The organism is Cupriavidus sp. MPR-AND1C (assembly GCF_058809705.1).
On sequence record NZ_JBXASU010000059.1, the window covers coordinates 25,692 to 47,778 of the forward strand.

General features: G+C 61.7%; 20 protein-coding genes and 3 pseudogenes. 20 read left to right on the forward strand and 3 right to left on the reverse strand.

The window, feature by feature from the left end:
- Position 1 precedes the first annotated feature (1 nt).
- Positions 2-895, forward strand: coding sequence for a beta-keto acid cleavage family enzyme (locus AC1RWI_RS26060; RefSeq protein WP_043346300.1), 894 nt, complete (start codon positions 2-4; stop codon positions 893-895).
- Positions 896-971: 76 nt separating this feature from the next.
- Here the strand turns inward: AC1RWI_RS26060 and AC1RWI_RS26065 are convergent.
- Positions 972-1,433: pseudogene (locus tag AC1RWI_RS26065) on the reverse strand (IS6 family transposase); the annotation flags it as partial.
- A 149-nt stretch (positions 1,434-1,582) separates the two neighbouring features.
- Here AC1RWI_RS26065 and AC1RWI_RS26070 point away from each other — a divergent pair.
- Positions 1,583-2,063, forward strand: a pseudogene (locus AC1RWI_RS26070) (AMP-binding protein).
- Here the strand turns inward: AC1RWI_RS26070 and AC1RWI_RS26075 are convergent.
- A complete protein-coding gene (locus AC1RWI_RS26075; RefSeq protein WP_419188891.1) occupies positions 1,993-2,265 on the reverse strand; it encodes a hypothetical protein in 273 nt (90 codons plus the stop codon). The pseudogene AC1RWI_RS26070 and the gene AC1RWI_RS26075 overlap by 71 nt on opposite strands.
- 31 nt (positions 2,266-2,296) lie before the next feature.
- Between AC1RWI_RS26075 and AC1RWI_RS26080 the strand changes: the two genes are divergently transcribed.
- Positions 2,297-2,932 (forward strand): hypothetical protein, encoded by a 636-nt coding sequence (locus tag AC1RWI_RS26080; protein ID WP_492869718.1) that lies wholly within the window; start codon positions 2,297-2,299, stop codon positions 2,930-2,932.
- A 31-nt stretch (positions 2,933-2,963) separates the two neighbouring features.
- The gene (locus tag AC1RWI_RS26085; protein ID WP_492869720.1) at positions 2,964-3,578 is read left to right on the forward strand and encodes a TetR/AcrR family transcriptional regulator; all 615 of its coding nucleotides are present in this window, start codon (positions 2,964-2,966) and stop codon (positions 3,576-3,578) included.
- A 25-nt stretch (positions 3,579-3,603) separates the two neighbouring features.
- Here AC1RWI_RS26085 and AC1RWI_RS26090 read toward each other — a convergent pair whose 3' ends face one another.
- Complete coding sequence (locus AC1RWI_RS26090) at positions 3,604-4,167, reverse strand: TetR/AcrR family transcriptional regulator (RefSeq protein ID WP_043346293.1); 564 nt, start codon at positions 4,165-4,167, stop codon at positions 3,604-3,606.
- 87 nt (positions 4,168-4,254) lie between these two features.
- Here AC1RWI_RS26090 and AC1RWI_RS26095 point away from each other — a divergent pair, with 87 nt between their 5' ends.
- The 16 genes and pseudogenes from AC1RWI_RS26095 to AC1RWI_RS26170 form a co-directional block, all read left to right on the forward strand.
- Complete coding sequence (locus tag AC1RWI_RS26095) at positions 4,255-5,397, forward strand: PAS domain-containing sensor histidine kinase (protein WP_492869722.1); 1,143 nt, start codon at positions 4,255-4,257, stop codon at positions 5,395-5,397.
- 3 nt (positions 5,398-5,400) lie between these two features.
- On the forward strand, positions 5,401-6,033 hold the full coding sequence (locus AC1RWI_RS26100) for a response regulator (protein ID WP_043346288.1): 633 nt from the start codon (positions 5,401-5,403) through the stop codon (positions 6,031-6,033).
- Between the two features lie 138 nt (positions 6,034-6,171).
- Positions 6,172-6,945, forward strand: a complete 774-nt coding sequence (locus AC1RWI_RS26105; RefSeq protein WP_492869724.1) for an enoyl-CoA hydratase — start codon at positions 6,172-6,174, stop codon at positions 6,943-6,945.
- 52 nt (positions 6,946-6,997) lie between these two features.
- Positions 6,998-9,076 (forward strand): 3-hydroxyacyl-CoA dehydrogenase NAD-binding domain-containing protein, encoded by a 2,079-nt coding sequence (locus tag AC1RWI_RS26110; RefSeq protein ID WP_492869726.1) that lies wholly within the window; start codon positions 6,998-7,000, stop codon positions 9,074-9,076.
- Between the two features lie 28 nt (positions 9,077-9,104).
- Positions 9,105-10,280 carry an acetyl-CoA C-acyltransferase gene (locus AC1RWI_RS26115; protein ID WP_043346282.1) on the forward strand — a complete coding sequence of 392 codons (1,176 nt, stop codon included), beginning with the start codon at positions 9,105-9,107 and terminating at the stop codon, positions 10,278-10,280.
- A 31-nt stretch (positions 10,281-10,311) separates the two neighbouring features.
- On the forward strand, positions 10,312-11,094 hold the full coding sequence (locus tag AC1RWI_RS26120; protein ID WP_043346280.1) for an SDR family oxidoreductase: 783 nt from the start codon (positions 10,312-10,314) through the stop codon (positions 11,092-11,094).
- Positions 11,095-11,153: 59 nt separating this feature from the next.
- Positions 11,154-11,942 (forward strand): crotonase/enoyl-CoA hydratase family protein, encoded by a 789-nt coding sequence (locus AC1RWI_RS26125; protein ID WP_492869728.1) that lies wholly within the window; start codon positions 11,154-11,156, stop codon positions 11,940-11,942.
- 39 nt (positions 11,943-11,981) lie between these two features.
- Positions 11,982-12,440 (forward strand): MaoC family dehydratase, encoded by a 459-nt coding sequence (locus tag AC1RWI_RS26130; RefSeq protein WP_492869730.1) that lies wholly within the window; start codon positions 11,982-11,984, stop codon positions 12,438-12,440.
- Between the two features lie 126 nt (positions 12,441-12,566).
- Positions 12,567-13,571: a Bug family tripartite tricarboxylate transporter substrate binding protein gene (locus AC1RWI_RS26135; RefSeq protein ID WP_492869732.1), complete on the forward strand. Its 1,005-nt coding sequence runs from the start codon at positions 12,567-12,569 to the stop codon at positions 13,569-13,571.
- A 20-nt stretch (positions 13,572-13,591) separates the two neighbouring features.
- Positions 13,592-15,487 (forward strand): acyl-CoA synthetase, encoded by a 1,896-nt coding sequence (locus AC1RWI_RS26140; protein ID WP_492869734.1) that lies wholly within the window; start codon positions 13,592-13,594, stop codon positions 15,485-15,487.
- Between the two features lie 165 nt (positions 15,488-15,652).
- Positions 15,653-17,464, forward strand: a complete 1,812-nt coding sequence (locus AC1RWI_RS26145; protein WP_492869736.1) for an acyl-CoA dehydrogenase C-terminal domain-containing protein — start codon at positions 15,653-15,655, stop codon at positions 17,462-17,464.
- A gap of 36 nt (positions 17,465-17,500) precedes the next feature.
- Complete coding sequence (locus AC1RWI_RS26150) at positions 17,501-18,481, forward strand: NAD(P)H-dependent flavin oxidoreductase (RefSeq protein WP_043346271.1); 981 nt, start codon at positions 17,501-17,503, stop codon at positions 18,479-18,481.
- An 18-nt stretch (positions 18,482-18,499) separates the two neighbouring features.
- On the forward strand, positions 18,500-18,982 hold the full coding sequence (locus tag AC1RWI_RS26155; protein ID WP_492869738.1) for a putative quinol monooxygenase: 483 nt from the start codon (positions 18,500-18,502) through the stop codon (positions 18,980-18,982).
- A 169-nt stretch (positions 18,983-19,151) separates the two neighbouring features.
- A complete protein-coding gene (locus tag AC1RWI_RS26160; RefSeq protein WP_492869740.1) occupies positions 19,152-20,261 on the forward strand; it encodes an alkene reductase in 1,110 nt (369 codons plus the stop codon).
- A gap of 474 nt (positions 20,262-20,735) precedes the next feature.
- Positions 20,736-21,719: an acrylyl-CoA reductase (NADPH) gene (acuI, locus tag AC1RWI_RS26165; RefSeq protein WP_043346264.1), complete on the forward strand. Its 984-nt coding sequence runs from the start codon at positions 20,736-20,738 to the stop codon at positions 21,717-21,719.
- 20 nt (positions 21,720-21,739) lie between these two features.
- Positions 21,740-22,087: pseudogene (locus AC1RWI_RS26170) on the forward strand (cupin domain-containing protein); the annotation flags it as partial.

Here is a 22,087-nt window from a genome sequence, read left to right on the forward strand (position 1 = left end):
CATGTCACGAAAAGTCATTCTGACCTGCGCGGTCACAGGCAACGCACCTTTCAACCGCAAGCACCCCGCTATGCCGGTCACGCCGGTCCAGATTGCCGACGCCTGCGTGGAAGCGGCGAAGGCCGGCGCTTCCGTGGCGCACATTCATGTGCGCGATCCGGATACAGGTGCGGGCAGCCGCGATCCGGCACTCTTCAAAGAGGTGGTTGACCGCGTGCGCGCGTCTGGAACCGATATCGTGCTGAATCTCACCTGCGGCCTGGGCGCTTTCCTGCTTCCCGACCCGGAGGACGAGTCGCGTGCATTGCCGGACAGCGACGTGATTCCCGTTGCGGAACGTGTCCGCCATCTCGAGCTGTGCCTGCCGGAGATTGCGTCGCTGGATATCACCACCGGCAACCAGGTGGAAGGCAAACTCGAGTTTGTTTACCTGAACACCACCCGCACCCTGCGGGCAATGGCCAAGAGGTTTCAGGAGCTGGGAGTGAAGCCGGAGCTCGAAGTATTCAGCGCGGGCGACATCCTGTTCGGCAATTCAATGATTGCGGACGGCCTGATTAATGGAGTGCCACTGTTCCAGATGGTGCTGGGCGTGCTGTGGGGCGCGCCAGCCACTACGGAGACCATGATCTATCAACGCAGCCTGATTCCGGCTAACGCGCAATGGGCGGCGTTCGGCATCGCCCGCGACGAGATGCCGATGGTGGCGCAGTCCGCGCTGCTCGGCGGCAATGTCCGGGTGGGGCTGGAAGATAACCTGTACCTGAGCCGCGGCGTCTTTGCGACCAACGGGCAACTCGTGGAGCGGGCGCGCACGATCATCGAGTACCTGGGCATGTCTGTTGCCACGCCTGCCGAGGCTCGCGACATCATGGAGTTGCGCACGCCGCGTTGAGCGCTGCCCAGCCCGGTCCGGGGTTCCGTCGCGATAAGGGTGTAGGTGCAGCCGGCGGTGTCCGAGTAGCAAGCGCTTATGCGACCAGCGAGTAGAATTGCTCGGCCGCGGACGGATTGCTCCTCTTTGAGGTAGCCATCTGCCCCTTACGGATCATGCGCATGGTCTCAATGCCGCCCAGGATGATGCGCGCGCAGAGAAAGGTCTGGAATCCCAGCATCGGCCTGACCCGGCGTTTGATGGATCGATGGTCCTGCTCGACGAGATTGTTCTGGTACTTGTTTTGCCGGATCTTGATGGGCGTTTCCCGCTCGGCGTTGATCGCCTGCAGGGCCGCCAGGTTCGCACCACTCTTGTCCACCGTGACAGTCTGCGGCACCCCGTTCTGGGCGATGGCCTTCTCGAAGAAGCGGCGAGCGGCGGCGGTATCACGACGAGCGCGCGGCAGGAAGTCAATGGTCTTGCCGGACTTGTCCACGGCCCTGTAGAGGTACGTCCACCGGCCTTTGACCAGGATGTAGGTTTCGTCCATGGCGTAATCGTACGATTACCCCGAAGGGCGCGGCTTTGTCGCACCGCTATCTCATCGCAAACATCGAGCGGTTCTAGGTCTTCATGCCTGATGTGCTGCAGTTCGGCGAGGAGGTAGTTGCGACTGTGATCCCGCTGTACCAGATCTTCGCCCTCATGGTGAACTTCCTGACCGACTTCTCTGTCGACGCCGAGAACTGGCTCGTGGCCAACGCGCGAAATATCGATGGCTGCATCGACGTGCTGAAGGCTGTGCGGCCGACAGTGTTCACCGGTGTCAACACGCTGTACACCGGGTTAGTCGCCCATCCACGATTGAGGGGGAACTGGTCAAGATTGAAGCTTTCCGCCGGCGGTGGGGCAGCGGTGATCGACACTATCTCAGATCGGTGGGAGTCGGTAACCGGAAACTTCATTCGCGAGGGCTATGGGTTGTCGGATACCTCGCCTGTCGTCTCACTCAAACCGCATACCGTTAGCGGCTTTACCGGTACCTTACACAGACGTCAAGCTTCTTGACGACAACGATAGCGAGGTTCGCATTGGTGAGGTTGGCGAGATCTGCGTCAAGGGACCGCAGATGATGTCAGGATACTGGAAGAATCTCGAAGCAAACGCGAAAATCGTTCACCGCTGACGGCTACTTCCGCACCGGCGATCTCGGCATCTTCGACGACAAGGGCTTTCTGAAGATCATCGACCGCAAGAAGGAGATGGCGATCGTCTCCGGCTTTCGGCGGAACTCCCCGACGGCGAGTCGGTGTCAGATTTTTCCCTATTTTTCCATCCTTCGCACAGGTGCACGGCTGCTGGCTATAGTCACCAGTGATTTGCGCCATGGCGGCGCCGCCGACAGGACAGGAGAGAGACATGGATTTCGCACGGATTACTCCACAAGCGATGTTGGACTCATCTTTCGTTGCGCAGCAAGGACAGATGGCATCCACTGTTGATGAGCAGCCCGGCCTTGTGGAGTTGCTACTCGGTGCCGTGCTGGATTCAACATGCGGCTCCGCCGCCCCGGTTTTGCTGACGGCTTACATTGACAAGCCGTTGCGATCAGGCAGATACGACCTCGAGGCAAGCCTGCGGCATGCAGACGGCCGGCAGCAACGATGGCTAGCCGAAGTTAGGCAAGAGGGAGACATTGTTGGCCGCGCGCTTGTGGTTTTGGATGCCGAACTCCCGTCGTCCAGCTATGTGCCATGGCGCAGCGGAATGCGAGCGGCATCGACAATGATTGACGATGGCCTTGGGCAGTTTCTCGCGATAGCTCGAATATGCGACTCGTATGGCCGTTCGCACACGGCAGCTGCATCGAATCCAGTATGGTGCGCGGTGCGCTACTTCGACAACGCAGAGCGCGGGAGCTTGTCGGGGCCTTTGACAATGTCCCTGCTGCGCGACGAGCAGTTTGGCGTCTTGCAACACGTTGAAATTGATATGTTGCGGGAAGAGGTCAAGATTGCTATGGTAACCACCGTCTATGAGGACAATCATGCCTAGGCGCGAATCCCGGTCGTCACGCAGAGCAGTCTTGGGCGCAGCTATTTCTCTCTCACGGCGTGGAGGCCTCGATAGCTTCTCGATTAGCGACCTTGGTGAAGAGATCGGCGTGTCGAAGAGCTGCATCTACCAGCACTTCGAATCCCGCAGCGAGCTTCTCGCAGAGGCCGTCCTTACTTACGCTGAGGCTCTCTCGGCCGACGTGATAAAGGCTGCCGCGCAAGCGCCAAAAGGCTTACGCCGGCTAGTACGCATGCTGGACGTCTGGCTCGGCGACTATGTATTGCGCGGTGGTTGCCTCATCCTGCGCGCCGGCAGCGAATTGGCTGGGCGAGCAGAGAATGCTGTCAGTCTTAGCGTGGCACAGGCGGTAACCACCTGGCGTGGCCTGTTGGCTTTGCAGCTAAAGGACGCCGCGCATGTAGGGGAAATCAACCCGAGTGTTGATGTTCAACACCTAGTGTTCGAGGTTTTCAGCTTTGCTCTGGGTGTTCAGCATGACCACCTGTTCCTGGGTTATCCGGTGGAATTCCGGCATTCGGTTCTGAGGGGCATCTTCGGCCGTCATGGCATTGAGGTGCCGGTAGAGGCGAGCCACCGCGTCTTACCATCCGGCGCGCTCAGGCACGCTTGGACGACCTACTGAAGCATCCTGACGAAGCCGGCTTTCCTCAGCAATTCTCTTCCAGTGCGAGCAATTCCCGCTTGGCGGCAGCCAGTACGGCATCCGAGTGCTTCTCGTCTGCCATTACCCGCGACACCACCAGTGCGCCAATCAGCGCGCTGACCGCGAACAGGGCCTTCTCGGGGTCGCCACCAAGCGCCTTGTCTATGCGTGCGACGAACTGTTCAATATGGGCCGACATCACTTCGCGCACGGGTTCTTCGGCTCGCGCTACGTCACCGGCCAAGGCCGCGATTGCACAACCCGTGGTACGTGAATCCCGATGTTTGCGGCTCAGATAGCTTTTGACAGTTGCGGCATAGTCGGGATGTGTACTGCCTTTCTTCGCTTCGAATGCGGCCGCTCCATCGTCTAGCGCACGCTCCAACGCATGGGCGAGCAGGTCCGCCCGTGATGCGAAATGTCCATAGAACCCGCCGTGGGTCAGATTGGCGCGGCGCATCAACTTGCCAACGCTGACGGATTCCAGCCCGCCGTCCCGGATTTGCTCCGCCGCTTCACTAAGGATTCGCTCCCTGCTGCGCATCTTGTCTGCTTGAGAATGACCCATGCGTCATACCTCCATCGTTCTCTTGACTTTATACATTGTGCTTGTCATCCTCCTGCATGACAAGCATCATTTAGAAGGGCGGATGTCATGCGTGACACGAACGTTGAACTGGGCGACGTTGGCCTTGACGACTATGAAATCCCTTTCAAGGGCATCGTGGAGCAGTCCATCGTTGGCATCTATATCCTCCAGGACGGAAGGTTCCGGTACGTGAACGAGACGTTCGCACGCATGTGTGGTCTGAAGCGGGAGCGTCTCATTGGTGCCAGGCTACGCGACGTGGCCAATCCTTCTCAGCGCGCGGACCTGATGGCTCAGTATCACCAGAGAATCAAGGGTATCGCGCAGACCGAAGTGTTTGTCATTCGGAGGACATCGTCCCGCAATCCCGGTTGCTTCGAAATTCACGGCACCCGCGTGAATGTTCACGGTCGACCGGCGATTTTCGGCGTCAGCATCGATATCACCGAGCGAGAGCGGCAGCGCGCCGACCTGGTCGACGCCAGCGAGCGATTGCAGGAACTCGTGGCTAGCGCCAACAACGTAAGGGAGAACGAGCGCAACCGCGTGGCGCGCGAACTGCACGACGTGATTGGCGGCATGCTTACTGCAATTAAGTTTGACCTGTCGAGGCTGTCACGGGGCATCGAGGCACTGGACCGCTGTCGCGAGTCGGGGAAGAGACGCGGCGGCGACGCTTCGTCTTCGCTCGCCTTACTGGCTCTCACGGCAGCTCAGACCCTTCAGCTCACACAAGAAACTATCGAGGCGGTGCGCACGGTTTCAGAAGGCCTTCGCCCGGGGGCTCTGGACCATCTGGGCTTATGCGACACGCTTTCGTTGGATCTGGGCCGCTTCGAGCGGCGCTATGGAATCGCAACGCGATTCCATACTACGGGCCCGGGGCAGTGCTTGGACCGCAATCGAGAGATTGGCATTTACCGCATATTTCAGGAAGCCATGACGAACGTGGCGCGGCATTCCAAGGCGACCGAAGTGACGGTCAGCCTAGATTGGGCGGCTGACCGGCTAGAGCTTGAAATCGCGGACAACGGACTAGGGTTCGAAGTGAATTGCGGTGCTTCCGAGGGACATCTCGGCCTTTTGGGCATGCGGGAGAGGGCGCGCGAGCTGCACGGGACGCTGGTTCTGGATCCCGGACCCCGCTCCGGGGCGCGCGTGAGACTAGGCGTTCCAATGCTGTCGCGCGCCAACTGTGAGAAAGGATAGGTCATGATTCGCCTGCTGCTGATAGACGACCACACAATCTTCAGAGAGGGTCTCAAACGCCTGCTGGCAGAGCAGGACGGATTCGATGTGATTGCCGAGGCCGGTGATGCGTCGGAGGCGCTGGGCCGCGTGCGAGAGCAGCCGTTCGATGTTGCGTTACTCGACGTGAACATGCCCGGCCGCAGTGGCCTGGAAATGCTGCCCACGCTACGGGCCGAGAGGCCAACAATGCCGGTAATCGTCCTGAGCATGTACCCGGCCGAGCAGTATGCGCTGCGAGCGTTCCAGGCGGGAGCATCCGGCTATGTCACCAAAGACATGGATGCCATGGAGTTGGTTGATTCAATCCACAAGGTAGCGCAGGGCAAGCGCTACATAGCGCCTTCCGTTGCGAATTGTCTGCTCGATGGCTTCGACCGCGTTGCTGACAAAACACCGCATGAACAGCTGTCGTCCCGTGAATACGAGATCATGCTGCTGATTGTACGGGGCATCCGATTGACTGAGATTGGCCGGCAGATGTTCCTGAGCGTAAAGACCGTGAGCACCTATCGGTCACGCATCCTGAAGAAGCTTGGCATCACCAGCAACGCCGAGCTGGCGCGCTATGCCGTCGAGCATCGACTGATTGACTGAACCACTGCACCACCGGGGTCTTAACTTCAGAAAACGCTGACAAGCAGCAGAGTCAATTCCGACAGCCAAATCAGCGCCCGACGTCCAAACTCTCCTCAACGACACAACTCCACCGGGGTTGGACCGAAGGAGAGAACGATGACGGCAGACGTGCTGCTGCACCTGGACGACGGCGTGCTGGTCGTGACAATCAACCGGCCGGCGAAGAAGAATGCGCTTACTGCGCAGATTTACACGGCGCTTGCCGATGCCATCGCTGAGGCGGACCGTCGGGACGACGTGCGCGCCGTACTGCTCCAGGGCGAGGGTGGCAACTTTACCAGCGGCAACGACATCAGCCTGTTCGTGAATGGGCAGACGTCCGGGCCCGAGGAATCCCCCGCCGGGCGTTTCCTGCGCGCGGTCATCGCGCTGCACAAGCCCATGGTTGCCTGCGTGTGCGGGCACGCCGTCGGCATCGGGGCGACCATACTGCTCCATTGCGACTACGTCGTCGCCTCCGACGATGCCCGTATCCGCTTCCCGTTCGTTGACCTGGGCCTGTGCCCGGAATTCGCTTCCACGCTGCTGCTCCAGCAAGTAGTGGGCCGGAACAAGGCGGCGGAATGGCTACTCCTCGGTGCGACCATTCCCGCCGCCGAGGCGCATCGGGCAGGACTTGTCAATTGCGTGGAACCGCTGGAGACAGTGGCCGAAGCGGCACTGTCGATTGCAAAGTGCCTGGCCGCAAAGCCACGCCAGGCACTTATGGCGACTCGCGGCCTGATGCGCGAGGCAACCGAGGCGCTCGTGAAAACCAGCCTCCAGCGCGAAATGGTTGTATTCGACTCCCTGCGCCAGTCGCCCGAAACGCAGGAGATTCTCCGGCGCTTCCTGGAACGCGCGCCGGTCAGGGCGGCTGCTCGCACCTGAGCCGCGCGGCCAGACAGTCCCATCTGCTACCCCGATCTGTAAAGAACCTTCCATGAGCATCCAGTACACAGTCATCCATGACGTCACCGTCATCTCGATTGCCAACCCGCCCGTCAACGGACTGGGCTACGACGTGCGCGTTGGCATCATCGACGGCATCGAGCGTGCCGCGGCCGATGACAACGTCCGCGCCATCGTTCTGACCGGCGCGGGCAAAGCCTTCTCCGGCGGTGCCGACATGCGCGAATTCAATTCGCCGGAAGCCTGGCGCGAACCGGGCCTCAACACAGTGCTAGTGGCCATTGAGAACAGTATCAAGCCCGTAGTCGCCGCAGTTCACTCGGTGGCGATGGGCGGAGGGCTCGAACTGGCGTTGGCATGCCATTACCGCGTCGCCGTGCCGAAGGCGCGCATTGCACTGTCGGAAGTGACGATGGGATTGCTGCCGGGCGCCGGCGGCACCCAGCGGTTGCCGCGCCTGATTGGCTTGGAGGCGGCCACCAACATGATTGTGCACGGAACGTCCATCCCTTCCGAGGCGCTGGCCGACACCGGCCTGTTCGACCGCCTCGTGGAAGGTGACGTGGTCACTGCCGCCGTGGCCTTCGCGCAGGAAGTCGCGGCACGCCCGGGCCCGCATCCCAGGGTACGTGATCTGACTATCCGCCATCCGACCCCGGAGGGCTACCTGGCGGTAGCGCGTCCGGCCGTCGCCGCCCGCTACACGAATCTTCAAGCGCCGCTGCGCTGTCTGGACGCCATTGAGGCCAGCTTCAAGCTGCCCTTCGACGAGGGCTTGGCGCTGGAACGCCGCCTCTTCCTTGAGCTGATGAATGGCCCCGTCTCGAAATCGCTGCGCCACGCGTTCTTCTCGGAACGGGCGGCGGCCAAGTTGGCGGACGTGCCCGATTCGGTGCCCGAGCGCGCGGTGAACAAGGTAGCCGTCGTGGGGGCGGGCCTCATGGGCAGCGGGATTGCAATGAACTTCCTCAGTGCTGGAATTCCCGTCGTGCTGCTGGACATCTCCGATGAGGTTGTACAGAAGGGTGCCGCGGCAATTCGCCGTAACTACGAGGCAAGCCTTAAGAAGGGCAAGCTGCGAGCCGAGGTGGTCGAGGCGCGTATGGCGCTGCTGCAGCCGACCGTGGACTTGGGCAGGGTCGCCGCTTGTGACCTTGTAATCGAGGCCATCTACGAAGACATGGACGTCAAGCTGCGCATGTTCCGTGCGCTCGATGAAATCGCCCGCCCTGGCGCGATTCTGGCGACCAATACGTCGATGCTAGACGTCGACCGAATCGCCGCTGAAACGAGGCGCCCCCAGGACGTGGTTGGTTTGCACTTCTTCAGCCCGGCCAACGTGATGCGCCTGCTGGAAGTCGTGCGCGGCGCCAAGACGGCACCGGACGTACTGCAGACCGCAATGCGCCTGGCCCGACGTATAGGCAAGGTGCCGGTCGTGTCGGGCGTTTGTGACGGCTTCATCGGCAACCGCATGCTGGCCAAGTACACCCGGCGCGCCGGCGAACTGCTGGAGCAGGGCGCGTTCCCCGAACAGGTAGACCGCGCCATCGAGGAATTTGGGCTCGCGATGGGTCCCTTCCGGATGGCAGACCTTGCCGGTAACGACATCGGTTGGGCTATCCGCAAACGCCACTACGCCGAAGATCCGTCGCAGCCCCGTTTCGAACTTGGGGATCGCCTTTGCGAGGCTGGCCACTTCGGCCAGAAGACCGGCACCGGCTGGTACGACTATGAAGCGGGTCAACGCAAGGCGCTGCCGTCGGCGCGCACGCGGGCCATGCTGGAGGCTTACTGGAAGGAACGCGGTGTGATGCCGAGGCGCTTCAGCAGCCAGGAAATTGTCGAGCGGCTGATCTATGCGTTGGTGAACGAGGGCGCCGCCGTTCTCGATGAAGGCATTGCGGCCCGCGCGTCCGACATCGACGCGGTCTATCTGCACGGGTATGGCTTCCCTGCCTGGCGCGGTGGTCCGATGTTCTACGCCGACACGGTCGGCGTGACGAACGTCCGCCGTACGCTGCGCGCACTCTCGGCGAAAGACCCGAGCTGGAAGCCCGCTGCATTGATCGAACAGCTGGCTGACAAAGGCCGAACCTTCAACGCTTGATTCCCACTCAATCCTACGGAAGACCATCATGAATGAGGCTGTCATCGTTTCGACTGCCCGCACCGGCCTGGCCAAGAGCTGGAAGGGCGCCTTCAACATGACCCACGGCGCCACGCTGGGCGCGCATGCGGTGTACCACGCGGTGGCCCGCTCGGGCCTGGACCCGTCTGAACTCGAGGACTGCATCATGGGCGGGACCTTCGGCGAAGGCACCACCGGCGGCAACATCGCCCGTGCCATCGCCCTGCGTGCCGGCCTGCCGGTGACAACGGGAGGCGTGAGCGTGAACCGATTCTGTTCGTCGGGACTCCAGACCATTGCGATGGCCGCGCAACGCGTGATTCTGGAGGGCGCACCGGCCATCGTCGCTGGCGGCGTCGAGTCGATTTCCTGTGTGCAGAACCAGGCCAACACCCATATGGGGTGCGACCCGTGGTTGGTCGAGCACAAGCCGGAGTTGTACTGGGGCATGGTGCAGACCGCCGAGACTGTGGCGAGGCGCTACGGCATCCCCAGGGAAATACAGGACGCGTACGGCGTGCGCAGCCAGCAGCGTGCGGCTGCGGCGCGGGCCGCCGGAAAATTCGACGACGAGATTGTGCCGATGACGACCACGATGGGCGTGGTCGACGAGGCGGGCCGCGTCACGACTCGTCAAGTCGTCATCTCCGAGGATGAAGGCATCCGACCAGATACGACGCTCGAGGCGGTGTCGCGTATCCGTCCCGCCTTGCCGGGAGGTGTCGTCACGGCTGGCAATGCGAGCCAGTTCTCGGACGGCTCTTCGGCCTGCGTTGTGATGAACGCAAAACTCGCCGAGCGCCGCGGCATCGAGCCCCTCGGGCTGTTCCGTGGGTTCGCGATTGCTGGCTGCGAGCCCGACGAGATGGGCATCGGGCCCGTGTTCGCTGTCCCGCGCCTGCTGGATCGGGCCGGCGTCAAGCTGGAAGACGTCGGACTGTGGGAGCTGAATGAGGCGTTTGCCTGTCAGGTGCTCTATTGCCGCGACAAGCTGGGCATTCCCGATGACCGCCTCAACGTCAACGGCGGTGCCATCGCGGTTGGCCATCCCTATGGCGTCAGCGGTTCGCGACTGACCGGGCACGCGCTAATTGAGGGCAAGCGCCGCGGCGTCAAGTACGTCGTAGTGACCATGTGTATCGGTGGCGGTCAGGGTGCTGCCGGGCTCTTTGAAGTGCTTTAACAACGTTCCAATCACCAAGAAGGAGACAGCAATGACGGCTGTGGCAAATCTCTTCGACCTGACGGGCCGCACGGCGCTCGTTACCGGCGGATCCAGCGGGCTGGGCTTGCAAATTGCCGAGGCGCTCGGCACGCAAGGCGCCCGCGTGGTGATCTCATCACGCAAGGCTGATGCGCTCCAGTCCGCGCAAGCGCATCTTGCCAGCCTCGGGGTTGACGCAAGCTGGATTGCGGCCGACAACGCCTCGGAGGACGACATCGAGCGCCTCGCCAACGAGGCAATGGAGCGACTAGGCAAGGTCGATATCCTGGTCAACAACGCGGGTGCGACGTGGGGCGCAAGCACCGTCGACCATCCGCTGGCCGCCTGGGACAAGCTCATGAACCTGAACGTGCGGTCGATTTTCCTGCTCACGCAAAAGATTGGGAAGCTGTCGATGATCCCCAACCGCTACGGGCGCATCGTCAATCTCGCGTCGATTGCCGGCCTGATCGGCAACGGTCCCAATGCCCAGCCGACCATCGCTTACAACACCAGCAAGGGTGCCGTGGTGAACTTCACGCGCGCACTGGCAAGCGAGTGGGGGCCCTACGGCATCACAGTCAATGCGCTTGCGCCGGGCTTCTTCCCGTCGAAGATGACGAAGGGGACTATCGAGAAGGTAGGTGTCGAGAAGTTGTCGGAACAGGTACCCCTGCAACGCATTGGCGACGACGACGACCTGAAGGGTGCGGCACTGCTGTTCGCGAGCGATGCGGGCAAGCACATCACCGGCCAGATCCTGGCTGTCGACGGTGGCATCACAGCGGTTTAAGCGCGGTCTGAAGACATTCAAAACGTAACCCGGACATCCCGAATCGAAGGAGGAACACCATGAGCAACACCGCAGCCACGCCCGAAGTCCGCATGACGATCGAAGACCACATCGCAATCATCTCGCTGGACAACGCCGCCAAGAAGAACGCCATCACGCCGGAATTGATGCAGCAGCTTTCGCAGCGGCTGACCGAGTTCGACAACGACGACAACCTGTGGGTGGCCGTGCTGGATCCGGCCGGGGAGCACACCACGGCCGGCCTGGACATGCCGAAGTTCTTCGGCCCGACTGCCACGGCCAAGCCGATCCCGGCCGACCAGATCGACCCGTTCGGTCTCGAGAAGCGCTGCCGCAAGCCGCTTATCTCGGTGGTCCACGGAATTACCTACACAATCGGCATCGAGCAGATGCTTGCTTCCGATATCGTGATTGCGGCCGATACCGCGCGCTTTTGCCAGCTTGAATCGAAGCGAGGTATCGCCCCGCTCGGCGGCGCCCACTTCCGCTATCTGACGCGGACGGGTTGGGGCAACGCGATGTACCACCTGTTCCTGTGCGACGAATTCTCGGCAGCCGAAGCGTACCGCTGCGGTTTCGTTCAGGAAGTCCATCCCTACGGCAGGCACCGCGAACGGGCGATGGAGATTGCCCGTCTCATTTGCAAGGTGGCGCCCATCGGCTTGCGTGCGACCAAGGCAGCAGCGCTGACCTATATCGAGCACGGCGAGAAAGCCGCCATCGAAGTCATCCCCCAGGTGCGCGACCAGGTTTTTGCCTCGGAAGACTTCAAGGAGGGCATCCAGTCCTTCGTTGAGCGTCGCGAGGCGAGGTTTCAGGGGCGCTGAGGCGACGCTGGCGATCATTCACGCAGACAGGGGAGCAACATGCAGACTTTTACGTCAATCGATGCCTTGAAGGCGTTCAGGGGAAAGGAGGCCGGGCCTAGTCCATGGCATCAGGTCACGCAAGACGAAGTGAACCTGTTTGCGCAGGCGACCGGCGACCATCAGTGGATTCATGTCGACCCCGAGCGTGCCCGGCGGGAGTCCCCTTTTGGTGCTCCCGTCGCACATGGCTTTCTCACGCTGTCGCTGCTGCCAATGCTGATGGCCCAGGTGACCCGGTTTGAGGGGATGCGGGCGGGCGTCAATTACGGCCTGAACCGGGTTCGTTTCACCGGGCCAGTACCGGTTGGCGCGAAAGTACGAATGCGGGCCGTTCTGCACGACGTTGATGACGAAGGGCGGGGTGGAGTGAAAGTGATGTGGACGGTCACGTTCGAGATGGAGGGCGCTGCCAAGCCCGTCTGCATCGCCGAATCCCTGGCCAAGCTGTACTTCTAGGCGAGTCCTCCCGCCGACCACCGACACCATGTTGCGCCGCGCGACTATGTCAGTCGTGCGGGGCTGCGCCCTGCGCCCGGCGGGAATGCCGCTCGTAGTAGAACTATAAAAACTGGAGACAACAAAATGGCTTTACTCATCCCGAGACTCGGACGCACCGGTCTCGCCGCTGCGTCTTTGCTGATAGCCGGCATGTGGGGAGGCACTGGCGCTTTGGCTCAGTCGCCTGCGCGCACCACAGCCTCAATGATTGTTCCGTATCCGGCCGGCAGCGCGTTCGACATGGTCGCACGGCGGATTCAGTCCGAACTTGGCACTCGCCTGGGCCGAACTGTTGTCGTCGAGAACTTCGGAGGAGCCTCGGGTTCTCTTGGCGCCCAACGGCTGCTCAACGCCGACGCAGAGATGCTGACGATGCTGGTGGCGTCGCCGAACGAATTGACGCTGCCGCCGCTGGCGATGAAGAGCGTGCGCTACAAGCCGGACGACTTCCGCATGGTGGCGCAATTGCAAACGGGCGTGCTAGCTGTCATGGCAAGACCGGACTATCCGGTTAATAGCCTGAAAGAGCTTGTCGACAAGGCGAAGCAACCAGGCGCGCGGCCGCTTTCGTTCGGCAGTACGGGAACTGGCTCCCTCTTCCACATGGTGGGCATCGACTTCGGCAGGCGCCTCAATATCCCTGTTACCCACGTGCCCTACAAGGGGGGCGCCCCCGCGATGCAGGACGTGATGGCCGGCCAGATCGACGTCATTTTCCTGCCCCTGATCCCAAGCTACATTCAGGCGGCAAAGGCGGGAAGGATCAAGGTGCTGGGCGTTCTCTCGGCGGACCGGCATACCGGAATGCCAAATGTCCCGTCGGTTGACGATATCCCGGCATTGCGCGGCTTCCACTATGCGATGTGGACGGGGCTCTTCGTGTCATCAAAGCTTCCGAAGGCAACCGCGGAGGCTGTCAGCAAGGCGGCAAACCATATCATTGACGAGCCGACCTTTCGCGATTGGGTAGCGGAGCAAGGCAATTCGGTCGGTGCAGTCATGGACCTTGACCAGTCCGCCAGCTACTTCGGCCAGGAGTCCAGCCGCTTCGCGCGACTGGCAAGCGATATCAAACTCGAACGCGAATGAACGCGGAAAACGAGCAACCCATGACCACCTCAATGCCTAAGTACTGGACGTCCGAAGTCCTGCTGAGCCAAGCGGACGTGACGCGCTTTGAACGCGTCCCGCTTGCGGACCGCAAGCTGCCGGCGTCCACCTACGAGATGCTGATGGACGGCTGTGCTATCGCACCGTCCAAGGTCGCCATTCACTTCTTTACGGACGGCGCACGGCCATTGGAGACCGCCCGACATGTCACGTACGCCGAGTTGCGCGAGAAGATTCACCAGACAGCCAACCTGTTCGGTGACTTGGGTGTCGGCAAGGACGACGTCGTCTCGGTGCTGATGCCCGCGATTCCAGAGTCACAATTCGTCCTGTGGGGCGCTCAGGCGGCGGGCATCGTGAATCCGGCCAACTGGATGTTGGAGCCGGACAACCTCATCGAAATGTTCCGGTCCGCCGGCACGAAGGTAGTGGTTGCTTTCGGCGGTGAGGGGAACACGGAGATTTGGGCCAAGGCCGAAGCGGTCGCGCGTGGTCTGCCCTCGCTGGCTGCGGTGGTTCGCGTGGGCGGTTCGGGACCGACGTCGGTGGCGGGGGTGCCGGTGATTGACTTCGCTGAAGCCGTGGAGCGCTATCCGGCGGACCGCCTTCTCTCAGGGCGGGTTTTCTCGCCCGACGACACCGCGTCTCTTTTTCACACCGGTGGCACGACCGGTGTCCCGAAGCTGGCGCGTCACCTGCACCGCAACCAGGTGTTCTGGGTGTGGGCATCGAAGTACTTGACCGGGTTCGATTCGACTGACGTGCTGCTGGTCGGCGTTCCGGTCTTCCACGTGGCCGGCGCGGTGGTCAGTTGCTACAGCCCGTTGGCGAAAGGTTCGACGGTCGTCCTTATGACGTCGTCCGGATTCCGGCATCCGTCCGTGCTGCCCAATATCTGGCGCATCGTCGAGGCATTTCGCGGGAACATGCTGACGTTTGTGCCGACGCTGGTTAATCAAGTGCTGTCGATTCCCCTCAATGGCGCGGACATCTCGTCGCTGACTTACGTCGCCTCGTCGACTGCGCCGCTGTCGACCACCGTCGCCGAGGCATTTCATCACATGACTGGCTTGCGTATCCGCGAAAGCTGGGGCATGACCGAGACCACGGCGGTCACATGCATCACGCCGCCGGCTGAGCGGGTCAAGGTCGGCAGTTCGGGTGTGCGCATGCCGTACCAGCAGGTGCGCATCGTGCAGCCGGATGGGGAAGGAAAGGTCGCCCGGGACTGCGAGCCGGGCGAGCCCGGTCTGGTCATCGTGCGTGGCCCTTTGGTCTTTCCGGGCTATCTGGGGCAGGAGCAGGCAGCGCGTTGGTTCGACGGCGACTGGTTCGACACCGGCGACCTTGGATACCTCGACGCAGACGGCTGGCTGTGGATAACGGGCCGCGCCAAGGATCTGATTATCCGAGGCGGCCACAACATCGACCCGAGGATGGTGGAAGAGGTGCTGTTCGGCCATCCCGCCATCCAGGATGCCGCAGTGGTCGGCGCTCCTGATGCCCATGCCGGCGAGATACCGGTCGCCTACGTGGTGCTGAAGCCGGGAGCGACGGCATCTGCAGAGAGCATTCTGCAATACGCTACGGCCCACGTGCCCGAGCGTGCTGCGATACCGAAGTACTGCTCCGTGCTGCCGGAAATGCCCAAGACCTCGGTGGGCAAGATTCAGAAGAACCTGCTGCGCGTCGATGCCATTGAGCGGATGTTTCGCGCCGCGCTCGACAGCATCGGCCGGAGCACACATACCTTGGTGCAGGTGAGTGACCGGGGCAGCCGAGGTTTCTTCGTCGAGATTCGTGTGCGGGGAGGCGACGCGGACGACGCTGCGTTGACCGAAGTGCTACGCAGCTTCACCGTCCCCTATGCCATTCGACACGCCGAGGAAGTTTAACCGTGAGCCTGAGCCCCGCCGCCGCAAGCCCTGAGTTCGGCACAGACAGACGGGCTGGACCGGAAAACCAACGCCGCCTGGGCGAAGCTTGTCTGGGAAATTGGTGACCGCCACGGCAACACCTGACCTGTCACCATTCATCGCATCAACCATGAAGGAATCGCTGTGTCTACAAAATACAAGGCTCCCGTCGACGACTATGTCTTTCTGCTGCACGACGTCATCGCGCCCGTCGCGCCGCACGCGCTTGGCGAGATGACACGGGACGATACGCGTCAGGTGCTGGAGCAGGCGGCACGTTTCTTCGAAGAGGTCTGGGCACCGCTGGACGGGCCTGCAGACGAAGAAGGTTGCCATTTCGAAGACGGCGTAGTAAGGACGCCTGATGGGTATCGGGCCGGATACGCCGCGCTTTGCGAAGCGGGCTGGAACCGGGTGTCCGCTCCAGAGGAATTCGGCGGAACCGGCTTGCCTGAATTGATTGGACAGGCGGTGCACGAGTTCACTGCATCGGCCTGCAATTCGCTGGGACTCTACGCGGGGCTGACCGGCGGGGCGCAGGCGACAGTCAGCCGCAACGGCGAGCCGTGGATGCTGCAGTACATCGTTGCGCCAATGGTGGAGGGGCGCTGGGCCGGTACGATGTGCCTCACCGAGCCGCATTGCGGTACCGACCTGCGCCTCATGAAGACGCGCGCTGTGCCGCAGCCGGACGGTAGCTGGCGGCTGAATGGCACGAAGACCTTCATCAGCGGCGGGGACCATGACCTCACCGAGAACATTATCCATCTCGTGCTGGCCAAGGTCCCGGACGAGGACGGCCGCATCCGCGAGGACTTGTCGACGGTCCGGCTGTTCCTGGTATCGAAGCGTGTGGTGGATTCTGAAACCGGTGCGCTGGGCGGCCCAAATGGCGTCGTTGTGGCCGGTGTCGAGCACAAAATGGGTCTGAAGGGCAGTGCCACCTGCACGATGTCGTTCGAGCACGCTCTGGCCTATCCGCTGCGTGAGTCGAGTCAGTCTGGCGGCACGCAGCGCAAGACGTCCGCTGGCATGAGCGGCATGTTTGACATGATGAACTCGGCCCGCCTCGGCACGGGGCTCCAGGCGGTCTCGTCGGCGACACGGGCCTATGGTCATGCGGCCGACTACGCCCGCGAGCGACTAGCTGGCCGCGCGGCGAAGGCGGAAGACCGCACCCGCGGCGCCGCCGATCCCATCGTGGTCCACCCCGACGTGCGTCGGCTGTTGCTCAAGCAGGCATCCTTCCTCGAAGCTGCCCGTGCTTTGGCTCTGCACGTCCGGACGCTGCTCGACGAACCGAATGAAGCGATACGCGAAAACCGGAGCGCAATCGGCAGTCTGTTGACGCCGGTCATCAAGGCATTTTTCAGTGACCGCTCCTTCGAGTCGGCCAATGACGCCATGCAACTGATGGGCGGCCATGGCTATATCCGCGACAACGGCGTCGAACAACTCGTGCGCGACTGCCGCATCTTCCAGCTTTATGAAGGCGCGAACGGCGTGCAGGCGCTGGACCTCGTGCTGCGCAAGCTTCCGGCCGCAGGCGGGAGGGCGCTGGCCGACTTCCTCGACCTGGTGGACGCTACCGCATCGGAGGCGGAACAGCAGGAGCCACTCCGCGCGTACGCCGAGGCACTGCGCAAAGCCGTGCAGGAAATCCGCGCGAGCGCCAATTGGTTTGCCGATCCCGCGCGGGACCCGTACGACGCTGGCGCATCGTCCAGCGATTTCCTGGCCATGATGGGCATCGTGGCCTGTGCATGGATGTGGCTGCGGATGTCTAACGTCGCGCTTCCTCTTCTGCCTCACGCCGACAACAAACAGTTCCTCGAACGCAAGCTGGAGCTTGCCCGCTACTGGTTCGCGCGCGAGCTGCCGCTGGTCTTCGCGTTGCGGGAGCGCGTGGAAACGGGCGCCGCCTGCCTGATGGCGCTGCCTGCCGACCAGTTCTGACGCATTAATATTTCTCTATTCAAAGGAGGCTCGTCGATGAAGACGAAGATTACCGAATTGTTCGGCATCGAACATCCCATCATTCAGGGTGGCATGCACTACGTCGGATTCGCGGAGTTGGCTGCAGCAGTGTCAAACGCGGGCGGCCTGGGCATCATCACGGCGCTGACCCAGCCGAGTCCGGATGCCTTGGCCCGTGAAATCCGGCGTTGCCGGGAAATGACCGACAAGCCGTTTGGCGTCAACCTCACCTTCCTTCCTGCCCGTGTACCGCCTGACTATCCCGGTTACTTGAAGGCGATTGTCGACGGTGGCGTGAAAATCGTCGAGACTGCCGGCAACAATCCGGTGAAGTGGCTACCCGTGCTCCATGAAGCCGGAATCAAGGTGATTCACAAGTGCACATCGGTGCGGCATGCGCTAAAGGCGGAGAGCATCGGTTGTGACGCGGTCAGTGTGGACGGCTTCGAATGCGGAGGGCATCCGGGAGAGGACGACGTTCCCAATTTCATCCTGCTGCCCCGCTCCGCGGACGAACTACGGGTGCCGTTCGTTGCGTCGGGCGGCATGGCAGACGGTCGCTCGCTGGTGGCCGCGCTCGCGATGGGGGCGTCCGGCATCAACATGGGGACGCGCTTTGTTGCAACGCAGGAAGCGCCGGTGCACCAAAAGGTGAAGGAGGCAATCGTCGCCGCGACGGAACTGGATACGCGGCTCGTGATGCGCCCACTCCGAAATACTGAACGCGTGCTAAACAATGCCGGGGTCGAACGTCTATTGGAGAAGGAAAGGCGACTCGGGTCAGACATAACCTTCTCGGATATCGCGGAAGAAGTCGCCGGCATTTATCCGCGCGTCATGAAAGACGGCGAACTCGACGTGGGCGCCTGGTCGTGCGGCATGGTTGCGGGCCTCATTCATGACATTCCCAACGTCGGAGAACTGATCGGCAGAATCATGCGCCAGGCGGAAGAGATTGTCGCGGAGCGACTTCATGGAATGCTGGGGCGCCGCTGACTATCGGGAGACAAGAAAATGCGTGCAATCGTTGCCAAGATTAAAGTCAAACAAGGCCAAGAGGCTAACTTTGAAGCGCTAGCCGCCGGACTGGTCGCGGAGTCGCGTCGCGAAGCGGGTTGCCTGTCTTACGACCTGTGGCGTTCCGAGGAAGCTCGTGAATACGTGTTCATTGAGCGTTATACCGACGATGCTGCGGCCCAAGCGCACGTCAAGTCTGACCACTATCGTCGAATTGGTCGCCAGATGGGGGCGCTCATGGATGGTGCGCCGACTGCCTACCGGCTATCCGCAGCGGAGGTCGCTGTAGGTATGGCATCCGACAATCCAGCATCCGCGGCGGACGGGCGCCTCGATGCAGAGCGCGTCAGACTGGTGGCACAGTGGCTCCGCCATTTCGGGGTCGAGGATGCGAGCGAACTGGACTTGGGCATCCTGGAGGCGATTCGCCAATGCATCAACGACGGCATGCCACCGCCCGACCGGACTGTGCGGCTCTGACCCGCCAGAACGGATGTACCCGGTGGTCTTCTTCGACGCGCTGTGCGTCAAGGAGCGAGGTTCCGGCAGGGGAGTTTGATGACCTCGACACTGCATTTTTTGACCATCTGCGGGCGGCCAGCGCGGCCGCCTGCCAACAACCAACCACCAACCACGGAGTAACCTAGCCATGAGTGCGCAGTCTGAGGTCTTGCTCGCCGATGCGTTGTTTCAGCCGATCAAGCTGGGCAGAATCGAGCTTGCCAATCGCATGGCCATGGCACCGCTGACGCGCAGCCGGGCCGATGGCAACCTCGTACCGACCGACATGGCGGTCGAGTACTACAGCCAGCGGGCCAGTTTGGGCCTGATCATCGCTGAAGCCACGCAGGTATCCACGACCGCCCAGGGCTACACGAATACGCCCGGCATCTACACCCCCGACCAAATTGCTGGCTGGAAGAAGGTGACTGACGCGGTGCACGCGAAGGGGAGCAAGATTTTTCTGCAAATCTGGCACACGGGCCGCATCTCACACACACACTTCCAGCCGGGCAACCAAGCACCCGTAGCACCGTCGGCCTTTGCCGCCAATGCCAAGACCTACATCAACGGCCAAGGATACGTTGATTGCTCGCCCGCGCGCGCGCTCGAGACCGCTGAAATCGCCGGCATCGTCGATGACTTCCGCAGCGCCGCCGCAAACGCCATCCGGGCCGGCTTCGATGGTGTAGAAATCCACGGCGCGCACGGCTACCTGCTGGACTCCTTCCTGCGCGACGGCACCAACAAGCGCATCGACGCGTATGGCGGCAGCATCGAGAACCGTGCCCGCTTCCTGCTCGATGTCATGGAAGCAGTGATCGCGGAAATCGGTGCGGACCGAGTGGGCGTGCGCCTGGCACCGGTGTCGCCGGTCAACGACGCAGTCGAGAGCAACCCGCAGCCATTGTTCGAGCATGTCGTAAGCGAACTGGAGAAACTTCATCCGGTGTATATCCATGTCGTCGAAGGCTACACGGGCGGCGCGCGCGACAACGTTCCCTTCGACTATGAGGCGCTGCGCCGGCTGTATACCGGCGTGTGGATGGTCAACAACGGCTACACCAAGGAAATGGCAGAGGACGCCATCCGCAACGGCCGTGCCGACATGGTCTCGTTTGGCCGCAAGATGATTACCAACCCCGACTTGCCGCGCCGCTTCCGCGAGAACAAGCCACTAAACCGGCCGTTCGAAGACGCTCCGCTCTACGGCGGAGATGGTGCTCACGGCTACGTCGATTATCCGGTGGTGTCCTGACACGGGCGCTTGTCTTGATGTCATGCTGCTCCAGGTGGCGCAGGCATCGGCCGCGCCACCCTTTCGATTTGCATCAGAGGGCGCACAGCACCAGCCTTGTAGTAGTTCGGGCAGCACAGGCGGAAGTCCGTGCATCACCGCACTGCATGGCCCGTAAACACGCTGACTTGAGGCGATCAAGGCCTGGGGAAATGAGGACCCCTCGCGTCTGAAAGAGATTGATCGGCCGACCGTCATCGCAAATGGGGATGATGACGTAATAGTCCCCACGGAGCGGTCTTTTGCATTACACCGACTGGCACCTAATTCGACCTTGCGCATCTATCCGGATTCGGGTCACGGTGGAATCTTCCATTGTCACAACATCCTTGTGAATCAGACGCTTGCTTTCTTGGTGTGCTGAGGCGGCTCGTTGGAGCCACATCAAATAGTTTTTCTTGCTCAGGCGGTTGATTGACCTTAACGGAGAGAACCATGTTTCGCGCAATTCTACTCAATCAGAAAGAAGGAAAGACCGAGGCATCGGTGCAGACGCTCACCGCGGATAGACTCCCTGCGGGTGATGTCACGGTGGCGATTGATTACTCGACGCTGAACTACAAGGACGGGATGGCCATTACCGGACTTAGACCTGTGGTAAGGACGTGGCCAATGGTGCCGGGTATCGACTTCGCGGGAACGGTAGAGCAGAGTGCGGACCCGCGCTACCCCGTTGGCAGCAAGGTTGTTCTGACCGGCTGGGGTGTGGGCGAGTCATATTGGGGTGGCTTGTCGCAGAAAGCCGCCGTAAATGGCAACTTTCTGGTACGACTGCCGGAGGGACTGAGCACTCGTGACGCAATGGCTGTCGGCACGGGCGGCTTCACCGCAATGCTGTGCGTGCTGGCCCTGGAGCGAAATGGTGTGACGCCGGATTCGGGTGAGATCCTCGTGACCGGTGCCAACGGCGGGGTGGGTAGTTTTGCCACGTTTCTACTTGCCAAGCGCGGCTACACGGTTGCTGCGTCCACTGGACGTCCCACGGAGGCCGATCGACTTCGCGCTCTGGGCGCGTCGGAGATCATCGACCGCAAGACGCTAAGCGAACCGGGTAAGCCACTTCATGGCGAGCGCTGGGCAGGCGCTGTAGATTCGTTGGGAAGTCACACGCTCGCCAACGTCTGTGCGAGCACTAAGTATGGCGGCACCGTCGCGGCGTGTGGCTTGGCGCAAGGCATGGACTTTCCGTCAACTGTAGCACCGTACATCTTGCGCGGCGTCACCCTGGCCGGCGTTGACAGTGTCCATTGTCCGCTATCGGCGCGGATCGAAGTTTGGCGTCAACTCTCTGCAACACTGGGCGGGAGCGAGTTGCTTACTGCAGTGAAAGAGATCAGCCTTGAGCAAGCGATACCTGTCGCCAAGGAACTACTGGAAGGAAAAGTGCTCGGGCGAGTGGTGGTGAACGTGAATAAGTAATCTATGGGGGTTGGGCATAAATGGCCTATGAGTTCCTCGGCACCAAGCCGGTGGGAAAGCAGAGGATTCCAGTGGTCAGCACAGTGCATGCACGCCGCATTGCAGGTCCCGAGGATTTCGCGCGCCATCCCAGCGAGGAATTCGCGTACGTACTCTCCAGCGAGATCAAGGTGCATTTCGACAACGATGAGAGGGTACATCTGCCGCGCGGCGACTCACTGTACTTCGATGCCCGCCTGGGGCACGCCTAAAACAGCGTCAGCCGCCAGTTCGCCCGGATCGTCGGCGTGATGACTAGCGAAAGCAACTTCATGAAGTCAGTCCAGGCCAAGGGCATGGAGGCTGCGCTAAAACGGGGCGTCGGGGGG

What these genes read in the sequence shown, in the direction of transcription:
- AC1RWI_RS26115 (WP_043346282.1), top strand. Translation starts at nt 9,105, where the DNA reads ATGAATGAGGCTGTCATCGTTTCGACTGCCCGCACCGGCCTGGCCAAG.
- AC1RWI_RS26100 (WP_043346288.1), top strand. Translation starts at nt 5,401, where the DNA reads ATGATTCGCCTGCTGCTGATAGACGACCACACAATCTTCAGAGAGGGT.
- AC1RWI_RS26060 (WP_043346300.1), top strand. Translation starts at nt 2, where the DNA reads ATGTCACGAAAAGTCATTCTGACCTGCGCGGTCACAGGCAACGCACCT.
- AC1RWI_RS26155 (WP_492869738.1), top strand. Translation starts at nt 18,500, where the DNA reads ATGCGTGCAATCGTTGCCAAGATTAAAGTCAAACAAGGCCAAGAGGCT.
- AC1RWI_RS26135 (WP_492869732.1), top strand. Translation starts at nt 12,567, where the DNA reads ATGGCTTTACTCATCCCGAGACTCGGACGCACCGGTCTCGCCGCTGCG.
- acuI (WP_043346264.1), top strand. Translation starts at nt 20,736, where the DNA reads ATGTTTCGCGCAATTCTACTCAATCAGAAAGAAGGAAAGACCGAGGCA.
- AC1RWI_RS26130 (WP_492869730.1), top strand. Translation starts at nt 11,982, where the DNA reads ATGCAGACTTTTACGTCAATCGATGCCTTGAAGGCGTTCAGGGGAAAG.
- AC1RWI_RS26105 (WP_492869724.1), top strand. Translation starts at nt 6,172, where the DNA reads ATGACGGCAGACGTGCTGCTGCACCTGGACGACGGCGTGCTGGTCGTG.
- AC1RWI_RS26110 (WP_492869726.1), top strand. Translation starts at nt 6,998, where the DNA reads ATGAGCATCCAGTACACAGTCATCCATGACGTCACCGTCATCTCGATT.
- AC1RWI_RS26090 (WP_043346293.1), bottom strand. Translation starts at nt 4,167, where the DNA reads ATGGGTCATTCTCAAGCAGACAAGATGCGCAGCAGGGAGCGAATCCTT.
- AC1RWI_RS26150 (WP_043346271.1), top strand. Translation starts at nt 17,501, where the DNA reads ATGAAGACGAAGATTACCGAATTGTTCGGCATCGAACATCCCATCATT.
- AC1RWI_RS26095 (WP_492869722.1), top strand. Translation starts at nt 4,255, where the DNA reads ATGCGTGACACGAACGTTGAACTGGGCGACGTTGGCCTTGACGACTAT.
- AC1RWI_RS26120 (WP_043346280.1), top strand. Translation starts at nt 10,312, where the DNA reads ATGACGGCTGTGGCAAATCTCTTCGACCTGACGGGCCGCACGGCGCTC.
- AC1RWI_RS26080 (WP_492869718.1), top strand. Translation starts at nt 2,297, where the DNA reads ATGGATTTCGCACGGATTACTCCACAAGCGATGTTGGACTCATCTTTC.
- AC1RWI_RS26160 (WP_492869740.1), top strand. Translation starts at nt 19,152, where the DNA reads ATGAGTGCGCAGTCTGAGGTCTTGCTCGCCGATGCGTTGTTTCAGCCG.
- AC1RWI_RS26140 (WP_492869734.1), top strand. Translation starts at nt 13,592, where the DNA reads ATGACCACCTCAATGCCTAAGTACTGGACGTCCGAAGTCCTGCTGAGC.
- AC1RWI_RS26125 (WP_492869728.1), top strand. Translation starts at nt 11,154, where the DNA reads ATGAGCAACACCGCAGCCACGCCCGAAGTCCGCATGACGATCGAAGAC.
- AC1RWI_RS26075 (WP_419188891.1), bottom strand. Translation starts at nt 2,265, where the DNA reads ATGGCGCAAATCACTGGTGACTATAGCCAGCAGCCGTGCACCTGTGCG.